The following is a 14,557-nucleotide window of genomic DNA, read 5'->3' as shown; positions in this document are numbered from 1 at the left end:
CCCTTTCCGCCCGGATTTTCTCAAAAAAACTGCCGCAGACCTGTCACCCTATTCTGGTGAACCGATCTGCGGCAGCGCTCATACCCTTAAATCTAGCGTGTGCACCATCATGGAACACTTAGCGGCGTTAAAAATCCAAAGAGGTTTTGACGTAATACATGCCACCGCTAAACCCATAAGGAGAATAGGACGCATATTTAGCCAAACCCTGCTGCGTATTGGCAATAGAGTGCGGCACACGCGTCGGGTGCTTGTTCCCAACGTTATTGGCACCCACACCAACAGTCCAACGTGGCAGAATTTTATAATCTACTTCCAGATTGGTGATGAAGCCCGGATTCTGCTGGAACGGCACAGCCCCCGCCCCGGTGGGCGCTGCCATATAGACAATGGACCCATAACGCAGTTCCTGCACGGAAGCAGACCACTTCCCGCGCGTCCAGTTCATGCTGATCTGTTCACGGTTTTTCGGAGCGGAATGCAGAACCATCATCTTGGTGTATTCATTCACCAGATCAGATTTTGCAGACCGGATTTCGTTATCCGAGAAGTTTATCCCCATCGCAAATCGGAACTGACCAAGCTTTGCCGTATGCAGCGTATAATCGGCGCTGAAGTCCCCACCAAATGTCTGCGTGTTATACAGGTTTGCATAATAAGAAAGCGATGTTGCACTTTCCAGATTTGCATTTTTCAGCAGTTCCAGAAGCTCAGAGTCATTCTGGTTGACCGAATAGGTTTTGGTGCTGCCCATTCTGCCGTTAATGGCAATATAATACAGGTTCCCCGTTACATGGAAATCATCAACCGGGGTTGCATCAAAACCGATTGAATAGCTGCGTGAATATTGGCCCTTCATGCTGCCTGCACCAAGATATTTGGCAATAGCGCTGCTGGCCGGAATCTGGTCAACCGTATAACCGGGATACGGTGCTGAATAGAAATAAGACAGCGCACCCAGCGTAGGCGGACGATAACCCGTATTGATATTGGCGCGAATAGCCCAGCGTTTGTTGAAGTTATAGCGAGTACCAACAGAGCCGGTTTCAACAGTGGCAATATTATTATAGCTGCCTACGCGACCACCCAGCGTCCATTCCCACTTCTTGGTGACATAGAAATCGAGATTGACGTTGCCTTCATACACATCACGGTTCTGGTACGTTGCGGCCATCGGGACGTTACCCGGATGGTCAGTCGCCCCCATACCACTCCAGGACGATGCCTCACCTTCAACCATCTGGAAGGTATCGTGGCGATATTCACCACCAAACCGCAGGTTGATCGGCTTGGGTGCCCAGTCCGGACGGAATGAACGAGACCCACGCAAACCAGCCGTCAACTGCGTGGCAATAGATGCACCATCATAAAAGGACGTTTGCGTGCTACCGGGAATAGAAACGTTTTCAGAATTCGTGGTGCTGTAATTCTGTTTGTCACGCGCGTAGGTCACGTAAGCATCCCACGCAAAACCAAACTTGCGTGCCTTGATGCCGTTATCGGTCTCAAAATCAAGCTGATCCATGGCAATGTAAGGCTGGTTGCCATCGGGATACAGATCGGGATTGATCCACTCATCCGAGCTGGTGTTCGCACGGTAGGTTTCCGGCACGTTCGCACGACGATGAGAGAAGGTGGACGTGCTGTAAAAATTAAAGCCACGCGCCATGGGAACAGACATGTTCTCGCTGATGGTTTCCAGCGTGGATTTGGGGATTCCTAAGCCACGCTGAACATTGCGGTTGGCTGTTTCATTTCTGGAATCATCAAATAGTCTGCCGTAAAAATCTCCACCACGCGTTGTGGGCAGCTGATGGGAAACCTGAGCAGCAAGGTCAAGGTAGCCGCCATTCCGGCCCAGAGCCATACCGTAATTGGCAGAACCATCCAGAGCCTGACCATCCCCTGCGTAGTAGCCGCTATTTTTAAAATTGATTGTGCCACCATGTGTATCATGCTTCAGCACAATATTCACGGCACCTGCAATGGCGTCCTGTCCATACAGAGCAGAAGCCCCTTCTGTCACAACTTCAATATGATCAATAGCGGAAACCGGAATAAGGGAAATATCAGCCGGTTCACTCCCCCAGTTGGTGCCAGAGTTTGAATTAAAATTCGCGCCGATATGGCGACGATGGCCGTTAACAAGAATCAGCGTATCATCCGGGGACTGACCACGCAGCTGCATGGTCTGCACAAAGGAGCTTGCGCCACCGCCCGGAAGAGCCGCCGTCGTAATAGCCGGATTGGCCTGTGCCAGAGCAGAGAGAACGTTTGTCTGGCCAGTTTTCAAAAGTTCAGCACCCGTCACAACAGTCACCTGCGTGGTGCTGTGCTTAGGCGTAGTAGGCGAAAATACGGAACTGCCAGAATGACCACCGACCTCGATGGATTCTTCACCACCCCTCATAGAAGTGGGCTTTGAACGCGCACGTGTGGGGGCTGCTTTTACAGAAGTTACTTTTGTCTTTTTCACAAAAACTTTCTGTGGCTTTCCTGTCGGTGATGCTGCACTTGCTGCAAACCCACTTCCTGCCGGAACAAGAGCACCGAACGCCACACTCGCGACGAGTGACAATTCAAATTTCGATATTCTGGCCATCGCATCACCCTGAAATCCGGTAGGATTAAGAAACTTATCTGGTTTCCCTATGATACGTTTCCGTTATGTTTTGGCGTCATACTGAATATTGATATGTTGCTTCCTGAAGGAATTTTCTGGCTGGTTTAAAAATATAACTTCTTCTTTGCGACATAAAAAAAATCCCCTGCACAACCATCAATGGCCCTGCGGGGGGTTCATTTCTAAAAAACTCAATTAAAACCTATATATGACAGACAGCACCACAGATCAGCCTCTTTCTATTACCATTCTTGGTCAGCGCTTAGAGGAAAACAGTTTCACAAAATCATTCCATAACAATCGGCTTACGCACGGTCATGAGGGAAATCAGGCCAGCAACAATCAGAGCAACAGCGCACAGGTACCACGCCATGTTGAAATTCCCTGTCCAGGCAACGATATAGCCCGTCAGAATCGGAGCCGTAAGGCCAAGGGCATTACTAAATGTCAGCGTTACCCCGGTAACTGATCCGATTTTCTGGCCGTCCTGCAACATATCTGCAAGCATGGCGGTATTCGCTCCGTTCGCCGCAATCAGGCAACAAAGTGAGAGGGACAATACAGCCAGAATCGGCATTTCTTCATGAAAGAACGGAAGAAAGCCAATCATCGCGCTCCCGATAATACAAAACGCGACAATAAAGCGCCGATGGCTTGGGTCAGCATTTTTGCGAAAAACAAAATACTCTGCCACGCGCCCCAAAAACACCGCCCCGATAGCACCCAGCACATAACACCCTGCCGTGCCACTTCCGGACCCCAGAACATTCAGGTGTAATTCATGAATCAGATAGAACGGCACCCAGGACATCAGGAGAAAGTTCAGAAAATTCTGTGTGCACTGCACAACCAGAATGCCGCAAAATGTGGAAGAGCGGAACAGAGACAGCACCTCTGAAACGCGAATAGGGCGAACACGCCCCTGCGTGTCTGACTTTTCTGGATTCCTATAAAGCAGCCACCAGGCAAGCGCCCAAATCAGGCCCACAACACCCAGCGCCATAAATTCAAACCGCCAACCCACTTTTGCAATCAGGTAGGCTCCGGCAATCGTACCGCCGGCAAGCCCGATCTGCATACCTGTCAACAGCACCGTCATGACGGTGCCGCGCTCCTGCGGTTTGGCCCAGTTGCGAACAATGGTTGCACCCACACCAAATGTGGGAGCTTCCCCCACGCCCAGCAGCATGCGCGTTAAAATAAATTGCGTCACATTGCGTGTCATGCCACCCAGAATCATCGCGCAGGACCAGACGGAAACCGCCAGACTACCCACAAGGCGCGCGCCGACGCTATCCAGAAGAATGGTCGATGGCAGGTTCAACACAAAATAAGACCAGAGAAAACTGGAAGAGACCCACCCCATCTGAACAGACGAAAGGGAAAATTCACGGCCAAGGTCAGGCAGAGAAATGGAAAGAGCCGCACGGTCCCCGTAACTGATGACATACATTAGGAAAATCATGCCAAAAAATACGTATCGTGATGAGTCTGCGTTCTTGTTCATCGCTTGATTACCCTTCAAACCTTCTGCCTTGAAAGGCACCCCGGCCTCACACAACCCATCAGTCTTTTTTACGATAACGGAACATTACGATTACACCATACCTTCGGTGCTTTTTTACGGATTTTTTAAGGTGTTCCTGAGGAAGATTCTGATTCTAAAATTGTTTTTTGCTTTGCCGGTCTTTCATGCCGCAGCATCCAGAGACCAGAGCCAATAATCAGCAAACCACCCACAAACATGGCTACACCGGGAACTTCCCCAAAACCCAGCCAGCCAATGAGTGCTGCCCAGACCAGACCGCAATAAGCAAACGGGCCAATGGCGGAAACCTGAGCAGAAGCAAAGGCTTCTGTCTGCAAAACCTGTGCAATCCCGGCAAACGCGCCAACGGCAATAAGGCAGAGTAAGTCTGCGCGTGTTGGCATATGCCAGACAAACGGCAAGGCTGCAGCGGTGGCTGCCGTCATCAAAATAGCCTGCCACATGGCAATCGTTGTGCTTTTTTCCGTCGCGGAAAGCTGGCGGATCTGCATGGTTGTCAAAGCACCGACTGCCCCTTGCGCCAGAGCAACGGCATAAGCCCATGTGGGAACGGTGCCATGACTGTCGCCCAGAAGTCCTTTGCCGGTTGCCACAACAACAACCCCCACAAATCCGACGGCCACCGCAACCCAACGCTGAACGGACGGACGCTCATGCATGAGCGGAATCGACAGAAGGATGAGAAAAAGCGGCTGCGTGTAAGATAAAACCTGCTGTTCTGCTAACGGGAGATGTGTGACAGCAACAACCGTCATAATCATGCTGATCAACCCGACAACGGAGCGGATGACATGGCCGCCAAAGTGGTTGGTCTTCAGCACAAGGCCGCCCCGCAGCGCAATCACCACGACAAAGGGCAGAGAAAACAGGTTTCTGAAAAAGACGATTTCAACAACAGAGAGTGTTGACCCGGTAATTTTCTGAAGGGCATTGAGAAGAGCGGTAAAAAGTGTGGCCAGAGCCAGCAGATACGCACCACGCGCAAGGTTATGTTGCATGGTCATTATCGTTCTTTTTCTGCCCCGGTCTTCTCAAAGCCTTTTACCCTTCAGCCGCCGCAATCTCACCACCCATCGCAGCAATCTGCGAGGCGATAGCCTGCGCCAGCTTGTCGGAGCCGGGTGTATCGCTATGCACAAGGATAGAGCGGGAATGAATGGGTAGAGACTTACCCTCAATTGTAATCACATTTCCGGTTTCAAGAAACTTCTCTACGCGTTCCTTGACTTTATCCAGATCATGAATCACTGCCCCCTCCAACCCGCGCGGCACCAACGCCCCGTTAGCCTGATAGGCACGATCCGCCAGAAAAAGAGAACGCACCCGCAAACCGGCTTTTCTGGCTGCCAGATCAATCGGCTGCCCTTCCATGGCCAGCATCACCAGATCAGGATCAATCTGCGCAATGACGCGTGCAAGACGGTCTGCCAGGTCCTGGTCCGCATTGGCCATTGTGCCGAATGCGGCATGATAGCTGACATGGCCTACCCTTACGCCATGCCGTGCGGCAACCCCTTTAAGCGCACCAATCTGGTAGGCCAGCATGGCTTCCATTTCTTCAGCGCTGACAACCATGGTCCGGCGGCCAAACCCCATCCGGTCAGGCAGGCCCGGGTGGGCCCCAATGCTCACACCACGCTCTTTGGCGGCCCGCACAACGCGGTCCATAATCAGATGGTCACCCGCATGGAAGCCACAGGCAATATTGGCCGATGAAATCACGTCCATTAGCGCGGCATCATCCGCAATCATCCAGCGACCAAAGCCCTCGCCAATATCGGCATTCAAATCAATCTTCATGATTTTTTACCGGCCTGACCGGCATCCCTGCGCATAAAAGATTTTCTGTAAAGGGCTGCATTATCCTGAAGGGCCTGCAAATAAGCCTCTTCATTCCGCATGGCCTGCAAACCTTCTGCGTGGTCACAGCACTGCAATTGCACAAAACTGCCAATGCGCGCCTGCGCAAGACGCCACAAATCAGCTTCGATCACAGTAGCAATGCGCGGGTAACCCCCGGCTGTATTGGCGTCCGCCATCTGCACAATCGGCTCGCCTGCCGGTGGGACCTGAATAATTCCCGGAATAACCCCGTAAGAACGCAACTCGACAGGATGCGTCAGCTTTAAAGCCCCGCCTTTCAGACGGTAACCAAGCCGGTTGCTTTGCGCTGTAATCTGCCAGGAGGCGGACCAGAAATGGGCACGTGCTTCTTCCGTGAACAGGAAATGGTCCGTTGCCGGAATAGCCCGCAGGATCACGGTCTTTTCTTTTTCCTCGGCACTGGCTGCGGGAAGTGCGCGCAAGTGAGGAACCGCCCCGAAGCCGTCCGGCACACAACCACCAACGCCCGCAAGCTGATCGTCCGCCTGCAGCGGGCGCCCGAGATAACCTCCAAAGCCCCCGCGCAACTGCGTGCTGCGAGAGCCGAGCACAACCGGCAAATCAATTCCGCCACAAACACACAGATACATCCGCGCGCCGACAGAAGGGCGGTCGAGTGTCAGAACGTCCCCCGCCTGCGCCGTAGCGACTGACCATGGTTGAAGCGCCCGCTCCCCAAGTTTGATCGTCCCTTCTCCGCCGGTGACAACAAAGCTGACAGCCTTGTCGAACCGAACCTTGAAAGGAAAGGTCTGCACTTCAATACAGGCGGCATCCGGCGCATTGCCCAGCAAAATATTGCCGCAACGCAGTGCCAATGGGTCCATTACGCCGGACGTGCTCACACCCAGATGGCGATACCCAAAACGGCCCGCATCCTGCACACTGTTCAGTACGCCGGTTTCAAGAACTGTAATCACACGTCAATACTTTCGGCATAAAAGCGAATCTGGTCACCCACTTCGAACAAGGCGGCCGGCTCGCGTTCCGGGTCGAACATCACCAGGTCGCTAAAACCGATGGAGTTCCAGCCATTCGGGCCTGTCAGCGCAGAAATCCCGGCCTGCGGTCCACCAATCGTAACTGTGCCTGCAAGCATTTTTAAGGATGGGACAGATTTACGCGGGGTTTCCAAACGCGGGTCCAGCCCGTGCAGATAGCCAAACCCCGGCACGCTCCCCAGCGCACACACTGTATAAAGGGGTGCCTGATGCAGCGTGATGACTTCCTGAGGCGACATGCCGCAATGCTCGGCAACGCGCGGCAGGTCAGACCCAAGCTCACCGCCATAGCATACTGCCACTTCAAACAGGCGCCCCTTGATGTGCTTCTCGGGCAGCGTCTCCCATGCCTTACGCAGCCAGCACGCCACTGTCTCCGGATTTTCCGGCGGGATGGAGAAAATCAACATCAGATTAGTGACACCCGGCATGACTTCCGCAATATCCGGACGCTCGGAACAGGCATCCATTAGCGCCCAGATCCGCCGCTGGCAGGCCAGCGTAAACGCGCCGGGTGCTTCAAACAGCATGGCCCGCGTGCCGATCATGCTGATGGTGGGCACCTCTACGGAACCAGCAAACTGATCTACCTTCAGCGTAGTGATGGTTTCAGTCATGCGCGTCGGAACAATAGTGTAAAATGGCAGCCACCAAATAACATCCTGTAAGGTGTTCTATATTGCGTCCGTAACGATACGGTCAGAGAGCGAACCCCCGCCAACATTATCTGCCTGTGATGACATACAATAATCTTATGACCACCACGCCACGCGGAGACATTGGATAATCTTATGACGCAAGACGGAACTGATCTTGGTCAATGGAATTTTCCGTCTCTAAAGTGAAATGACTTATTGAAGTCTGGCCTGCACAGCAGGGCAGTTCCAGTCCATAGACATCAGGATATTTCATATCATGACGACACAGCCTTACAGCACAGCACTTGTTACAGGCGCCTCCTCTGGCATTGGTGCCGCGACCGTCCGTCGCCTGCGGGAACTGGGGCTGGAAGTGCATGCCGTGGCCCGTGACAAGGAACGCCTGGACAAACTGGCCGCAGAAACCGGCTGCATTGTGCACGCCGCCAGCGTGGCCGATCTGGACGCCATGGGCGCGATCTTCAAAGAGCATGAGATTGATATTCTCATCAACAATGCCGGTCAGTCCCGCACGGGTAACATCACCAACACCACGGAAGAAGATATTGACGGACTGGTGGACATCAACCTGCGCGCCGTCCTGCAGCTAACGCGTCTGGCTCTGCCGGGCATGATTGCACGGGATCGCGGCCATATCGTCAACATCACGTCCATTGCCGGCCATTACGCGTTTGCCGGTGGCAACACCGTTTATCACGCCACCAAGGCTGGCGTGCATTCTCTTTCTCAGCAGCTCCGATGTGACCTGTTCGGCAAGAACATCCGCGTAACGGAAATCTCCCCGGCCCGCGTGCAGACGGAAGTCTTCGGCCGCCTGATTGGCAACATGGAAGAAGCTCAGCGTCGCTTCTTTGATGAATACGACTCCCTGCTTCCGGAAGATCTTGCAAACTCCATCGCTTTTGCCATCACTGCACCACAGCGCATGAATGTCAGCTTCATGGAAGTACTACCCACCATGCAGGTTGTGGGTGGTCTGAACTTTGCAAAGAAACCGGCTAAATCCTGACAGCTATGGACACTCAAGCTCTCAAAGCGCTGATAGACCTGTTTGGCCGTGCTCCGCTCCGTGAGCTTGAGATTTCGGAAGGCGGCCAGACTCTTAAAATCACGCGTTCAGAACAGGGTGCCGTATCAGCGCCCCCTGCTCCCAGCCGCCCTTCCGCATCGGTAGAACCGTCTGCCGGGCAAACCCCATCTAGCCCCGCTCCAACGCCTGCGCTCCCCCCGCAGGCAGAGCGTGTTGTGACCGCCCCCATGTATGGCACCCTCCACCTGTCTCCTTCCCCGGATGCCCCACCTTTTGTGGCGGTAGGAGACACTCTGAGCGTCGGACAGCAGATAGGTCTGATAGAAGCCATGAAAGTTTTCACCCCGGTCAAAACCGAGGTTGCTGGCCGTGTTGAGGTCATACTGGCGACCGATGGCAGTGAAGTTGAGGCCGATCAGCATCTGATACGTCTGTCATGAGCGCGGTCCACCCTTTCGGGCGCGTCCTGATTGCCAACCGGGGCGAGATCGCCCTGCGCATTCAACGCGCCTGCCGCCAACTCGGGCTGGAAACGGTTGCTGTCTATTCCGAAGCGGATGCCCAGAGCCGCCACGTTCTGGAAGCAGACGTTGCACTGTGCATTGGTCCGGCCTCTGCTGCCCGCAGCTATCTGGATGCCGACGCCATTATTCTGGCCGCCAAGGTTACGGGGGCAACGGCAATTCACCCCGGCTATGGCTTTTTGTCGGAAAATGCCGACTTTGCGGAAGTTGTTGAAAAAGCCGGAATCACCTTCATCGGTCCGACGCCTGAATCCATCCGGCTGATGGGCGACAAGATTACCGCCAAGCAAACCATGCAGGCGTCCGGCGTGCCGTGTGTGCCCGGTTCAGATGGCCCCCTGCCAGACAACGAGCAGGCTATTCTGGAGCTGGCTACTGCGGTTGGCTTCCCGGTCATTGTCAAAGCCTCTGGTGGTGGTGGTGGTCGTGGGATGCGGGTAGTCTGGTCAGCTGACGATCTGATCAAGGCTGTTGCGCTGACCCGCAAGGAAGCCCAGCAAGCCTTCGGGAATCCGACGCTGTATCTGGAACGCTTCATGCAGAAGCCCAGACATATTGAAATTCAGGTGCTGTGCGATACCCATGGCAAGGCTCTCTGGCTGGGCGCGCGTGACTGCTCATTGCAGCGGCGGCACCAGAAAGTGCTGGAAGAAGCGCCACCGCCCGGCATCCCGCCCGAACTGATTGCAGAAATCGGGGCAAGTTGCGCTCAGGCCTGCCGCAATATTGGCTATCGCGGTGCTGGTACGTTTGAGTTCCTGTATGAAGACGGCATTTTCGCCTTCATTGAAATGAACACGCGCCTGCAGGTTGAGCATCCGATTACGGAAGAAACCACCGGTATTGATATTGTCTGTGCACAGATTGAAATTGCACAAGGCAAACCACTGGATATCGAGCAAAGCGCTATTCACACCACAGGTCATGCCATTGAATGCCGGATTAACGCGGAAGACCCATTCTCCTTCGCGCCCTCTCCGGGCCGTGTCAGCCGCTGGGATGTACCCGGCGGGGCAGGCATCCGTCTGGATACGCATATTGTCGCAGGGAGCGCTGTACAGCCGTATTATGACTCCCTGATTGCCAAAGTCATTGCACGGGGGTCAACGCGCGACGAGGCTATTCGCCGCCTTAAAGTGGCCCTTGCTGAACTGCAGGTTGAAACCATCCTGACCAACATTCCGCTCCATCAGGCGCTCTTGTCTGATCCCGGATTTGTGGAAGGTGGCGTGGATATTCACCATCTGGAGCATTGGCTGGCAAAAAGGGAACAGTCCTGATGAATATGCCTTTATCTGTCCCGAATTTTGAAACTCTTCCGAATTCAGAAGAGGTTGTGCAGATCAGCCAATGGCTTAAGGACGCGGGCCTGAGCAGCCTTGAGCTGTCTAATGCCCATGGCACCCGTCTGCGTATCAGCGTTGGTGACTATGAGCCTTCTGCGGCTTCTTCCGCTGTGCATGTGTCTCCCTCTGCACTGCCGCATCCGGAAAAAGCACCTTCCACCGACATTCCGGTAAAGGCTCCGTATTTTGGGAATGTGCTGCTGTGCAACCCTGTTACAAAGAAAGAGTTTGCACCGGAAGGCAGCTCGGTGCAGGCAGAAGATACCGTTGCTATGCTGCAAATTGGGGAACTGACGGTTCCTATTACAGCGCCACAAAACGGCACCGTGGCGCAGTTTATAGCAAAAGAGGGTGATCTGATTGGCTATGGTCAGACAGTTCTGACGCTTCAGCCTGCCTGATTAACAAACGCTTTTCATAAAGCAGCCATAAGAAAACCCCGCCTGTTCAAAGCGGGGTTTTTCATTATCCGGCAAACCTTGAAAGACTTGCCGGATTGTATGTTTCTTTTACTTCAAGCCTGCCACAAATCTGGCAATCCGCTCACATCCTTCGCGCAGGGTTTCAACATCTGTCGCGTAAGAAACACGGAAGAATGGGCTCATGCCATAGGCTGTTCCCTGCACGGTAGCCACCTGCTGCTCTTCCAGAAGACCCATGACAAAATCCGTGTCTGCTGCAATGGTTTTCCCACCTACGGAAACCTTATTCATGCAGGCACTGATATCTGCATAAACATAAAAAGCGCCCTGCGGCTTGTGGCAACGAATACCCGGAATGGCGTTCAGCAGACCAACTACCAGATCACGCCGGGTCTGATACTCCCGCGCACGGTCTTTCAGGAAATCCTGCGGGCCTTCCAGAGCAGCAACAGCGGCGGCCTGCGCTAGCGTATTAATGCCGCTGGTGGACTGCCCCTGCATGTTGTTCATGGCGGCAATCAGCTTTTTAGGGCCGCCACCATATCCAACGCGCCAGCCTGTCATGGCATAGGCTTTGGAGACACCATTAACCGTCAGAACACGGCCTTTCAGGCGCGGTTCAACCTGCGCAATCGTGCAGAACTCAAAGCCGTCATAAACCAGATGTTCATAGATATCATCTGTCATAATCCAAACATTTGGATGTTTGAGCAGAACGGCTGCAATAGCTTCCATATCTGCACGCGGGCAGCAGGTGCCGGATGGATTGTTCGGAAAGTTCAGAATGACCCATTTGGTGCGCTCTGTAATGGCGGCATCGAGATCGTCTGCAAGCAGACGAAACCCGTTTTCTTCCTTACAGGGAACCTGAACCACACTGGCCCCTGCCAGACGCGCCTGATCGGCGTAGCTGATCCAGTATGGCGTGGGCAGCACAACCTCATCACCCGCATTACAGGTGGCCATGATCGCATCAAAAATAATCTGCTTGCCGCCATTGGCAACCAGGATCTCATCCAGCGCATAATCCAGATTATTTTCCCGCAGGAACTTATTGCGGACGGCCTTCTTGAGTGCGGGCTTGCCAGCCTGCGGCGGATATTTTGTATCCCCTGCACGTGCCGCTTCAACTGCTGCTTCCACAACATGCGGGGGCGTCGGAAAATCTGGCTCACCGGAAGAGAGGCTAATGACCCGAATACCTTCGGCCTTCAGCGCTGTTGCTTTGTCCGTCATTGCTGCAGAGGCAGAAATGGAAATTCCGTTAAGTCGATCCGCTAAACCAGGCATCACACACGCACTCCGAAAACTCCGCTCTGGCACCCCGAGAGAGAAGTCAGTGAATTATCGATATGAAATGAATTTATGCCTAACGCCCATGCAGGAGATAGCATTGAAAAGCATCTACCCCCATACAAGAATTCTATGACAGGAAATAATGCATTTCTTATAGGAAGAGACGCACTCAAACGGACTCCGAACAAGTGATTTATAAAAAATAACAGATAATTTTTGGTTTTTATTATATTTATTTTATTTATATAGATTTATTTATTACTATATTTGTTCTGTTAAGCCATATTTACAGAACAATAACTTTACATTTATTGACGAACCATAACAATTTCGTTAGGAATCTGATTCAATACGGCGCATGGAGAAAGCAACGTGGATATTCGGCGGTTACAAGCGTTCGTAAAAATCATTGATATCGGAAGCATTTCCCGCGCGGCCGATATCCTGAATATTGCACAACCCGCCCTGAGCCAGCAGCTTGCCTCGCTGGAAACAGCCTTCAAACAGAAGCTGTTGATCCGCAGCAAGATGGGTGTAACCCCTACGGCCGCCGGGCTGGAGCTCTATCGCCATTCTCAGACCATCATCAAACAGCTTGATCGCGCTATGACGGAGATCAGCAATGGTGGGGGGCCGCTTGTCGGCAAGGTGTCTGTTGGGCTTTCTCCATATTCTTCCGGATCTACCCTCTCACTAGCACTCCTCAAGGAAGTGCGTGCCAGGTTACCTGGCATTACGCTCCATCTCACCGAGAGTTTTGACGATATCTATAGTGAGATGGTCATGACTGGCCGCTTGGATATGGCTGTCATCCATGGGGCAGGCCCTATTAAAGGTGTGCATTTTACACCGCTGATGAAGGAAGATTTCTTTTTGGTTGTGCCGGAAGAGGCGCCTTTTGCAGAGAATCTCTCATCGCCAGTCAAATTGTCTGATCTGACTGAAGTGCCTTTACTCCTGCCGCCTGACTATAATTTTGTCCGCAAACGCATCAACATGGCTTTTGCCCGAAAGCAGATTACGCCCAATATTGTTGCGGAAGTTGAAGCCCTGCTGACCCTTCAGGACGCTGTCGCGGCAGGGATCGGCTGTACAATTCTGCCATGGTCCGTGGCCAGCAAGATTATCGTGCCCGGCAAATCGCGGGTGTGCGAGCTGTGCAGCCCCGTTATTCAGGAAGACGTTTCTCTGTGTGTTCCGGAAAGCATTCCGGAAACAGAAGCGGGACTGGCCGTGCGAGAAATTCTTATTGAACTGGCGAAAAGTATGGTTGCCTCACAAAACTGGCCCGGCACCAAAATTATGGATACCTGAGAGCTTCAGAATTACTGTGAGCGTCTTTTAAGCTGTTCAAGATGTTCTGCTGCCCGTCCGCTGTTGGCATAGGCATGCCGCTTCAAGGCATCCCACGCTGCATCGCGGTTCCTGTCTGGAAGATAATCCGTTGTGGGACGCTGGCGCAGTGCTGTTTTCAGATGTTTGATTCGGACAATTTGATTATGCACACGTCGACTTGTGCGGGCTGAGCCTGCAAACACAACCATAGAAGAAACATGGTCATTTAAGCCGGTAACATATCTGACGGCAGCAAGATGTCGAAAATTCTGGCAAACTGGATTTTGGAATAGATAATATTTATCACTCCCAACCAGACGAAAGCTTTGCTTCCATTCCTGATAGTTTCGAGTGCCTGAAATAAAACCGCCATAGGTTTTGGTTTCAACCACCACCAGTCCCCATGGCATTTTTGCAATATGATCGATCTGTGTCAGGCCACGCTCATCTTCCAGATAGACATCTGTCAGATGATCCATAGCCACCCGATTCAAAATGCGATCAACGCGAAGCTCTCCCTCTTTTCCAATTTTTAAAGCTGCTTCATTTTCGAGGGCGTCATCAACTTCTTCAATGACGGCATCAGGAGACGGCGCGTCATCCGTAAGTGTCGGCAGAGGGTCATCACTCTCGGCCTGGAAGGCTGAAGGTCTAAAAGAAGAATGAGGTCTTGGAGCTTGCCGATCCTGGGATGCCACCAGCATTGTGACAAACCGATAGAGGCCATAAACGACCCCGCCAATTAGTCCCCATTCAAGGATGGACCAGAAATAAGAATAACAAATAAAGGCTGCAACAATCAGAGCGAGCAAAGGGTACACAAGACACTCGTTTCAAGTCTGAATTTTCATATTATCGGCAACTCAAGCCTAGCTTTAGAGCATGACC

General features: G+C 52.7%; 13 protein-coding genes. 5 read left to right on the top strand and 8 right to left on the bottom strand.

The window, feature by feature from the left end; genetic code table 11:
- Window positions 1-127 precede the first annotated feature (127 nt).
- The 6 genes from AD930_RS02975 to pxpB all read right to left on the bottom strand — a co-directional run bounded on the left by AD930_RS02975 (window position 128) and on the right by pxpB (window position 7,674).
- A complete protein-coding gene (locus tag AD930_RS02975) occupies window positions 128-2,602 on the bottom strand; it encodes a TonB-dependent receptor plug domain-containing protein (protein ID WP_061505061.1) in 2,475 nt (824 codons plus the stop codon).
- 307 nt (window positions 2,603-2,909) lie between these two features.
- Window positions 2,910-4,130, bottom strand: a complete 1,221-nt coding sequence (locus tag AD930_RS02970; protein ID WP_061505060.1) for an MFS transporter — start codon at window positions 4,128-4,130, stop codon at window positions 2,910-2,912.
- Window positions 4,131-4,255: 125 nt separating this feature from the next.
- Window positions 4,256-5,170, bottom strand: coding sequence for a DMT family transporter (locus tag AD930_RS02965; RefSeq protein WP_061505088.1), 915 nt, complete (start codon window positions 5,168-5,170; stop codon window positions 4,256-4,258).
- A gap of 43 nt (window positions 5,171-5,213) precedes the next feature.
- A complete protein-coding gene (locus AD930_RS02960; RefSeq protein WP_061505059.1) occupies window positions 5,214-5,972 on the bottom strand; it encodes a LamB/YcsF family protein in 759 nt (252 codons plus the stop codon).
- Window positions 5,969-6,976, bottom strand: a complete 1,008-nt coding sequence (locus tag AD930_RS02955) for a 5-oxoprolinase subunit C family protein (protein WP_061505058.1) — start codon at window positions 6,974-6,976, stop codon at window positions 5,969-5,971. The genes AD930_RS02960 and AD930_RS02955 overlap by 4 nt, the downstream gene beginning before the upstream one ends.
- Entirely contained in the window at window positions 6,973-7,674 is a 702-nt protein-coding gene (pxpB, locus tag AD930_RS02950; RefSeq protein WP_061505057.1) for a 5-oxoprolinase subunit PxpB, read from the bottom strand. Before pxpB ends, AD930_RS02955 begins: the two co-directional genes overlap by 4 nt.
- Before the next feature lie 298 nt (window positions 7,675-7,972).
- Here pxpB and AD930_RS02945 point away from each other — a divergent pair, with 298 nt between their 5' ends.
- The 4 genes from AD930_RS02945 to AD930_RS02930 are packed head-to-tail and all read left to right on the top strand — an operon-like array spanning window position 7,973 to window position 11,017.
- Window positions 7,973-8,725, top strand: coding sequence for an SDR family oxidoreductase (locus AD930_RS02945; RefSeq protein WP_061505056.1), 753 nt, complete (start codon window positions 7,973-7,975; stop codon window positions 8,723-8,725).
- A gap of 5 nt (window positions 8,726-8,730) precedes the next feature.
- Window positions 8,731-9,186, top strand: coding sequence for an acetyl-CoA carboxylase biotin carboxyl carrier protein (locus AD930_RS02940; RefSeq protein ID WP_061505055.1), 456 nt, complete (start codon window positions 8,731-8,733; stop codon window positions 9,184-9,186).
- Entirely contained in the window at window positions 9,183-10,550 is a 1,368-nt protein-coding gene (accC, locus tag AD930_RS02935) for an acetyl-CoA carboxylase biotin carboxylase subunit (RefSeq protein ID WP_061505054.1), read from the top strand. Before AD930_RS02940 ends, accC begins: the two co-directional genes overlap by 4 nt.
- Complete coding sequence (locus AD930_RS02930) at window positions 10,550-11,017, top strand: acetyl-CoA carboxylase biotin carboxyl carrier protein (RefSeq protein ID WP_208598555.1); 468 nt, start codon at window positions 10,550-10,552, stop codon at window positions 11,015-11,017. Before accC ends, AD930_RS02930 begins: the two co-directional genes overlap by 1 nt.
- Window positions 11,018-11,125: 108 nt before the next feature.
- Here AD930_RS02930 and AD930_RS02925 read toward each other — a convergent pair whose 3' ends face one another.
- On the bottom strand, window positions 11,126-12,328 hold the full coding sequence (locus AD930_RS02925) for a pyridoxal phosphate-dependent aminotransferase (RefSeq protein ID WP_061505053.1): 1,203 nt from the start codon (window positions 12,326-12,328) through the stop codon (window positions 11,126-11,128).
- Window positions 12,329-12,706: 378 nt separating this feature from the next.
- Between AD930_RS02925 and nac the strand changes: the two genes are divergently transcribed.
- A complete protein-coding gene (gene nac / locus AD930_RS02920) occupies window positions 12,707-13,648 on the top strand; it encodes a nitrogen assimilation transcriptional regulator NAC (RefSeq protein WP_061505052.1) in 942 nt (313 codons plus the stop codon).
- 11 nt (window positions 13,649-13,659) lie between these two features.
- Here nac and AD930_RS02915 read toward each other — a convergent pair whose 3' ends face one another.
- Complete coding sequence (locus tag AD930_RS02915) at window positions 13,660-14,481, bottom strand: nuclease-related domain-containing protein (protein WP_061505051.1); 822 nt, start codon at window positions 14,479-14,481, stop codon at window positions 13,660-13,662.
- Between the last annotated feature and the right edge of the window lie 76 nt (window positions 14,482-14,557).

It is taken from the genome of Acetobacter malorum (assembly GCF_001580615.1).
Lineage (GTDB): Bacteria > Pseudomonadota > Alphaproteobacteria > Acetobacterales > Acetobacteraceae > Acetobacter > Acetobacter malorum.
This window is presented reverse-complemented; position numbering and strand designations above follow the sequence as displayed.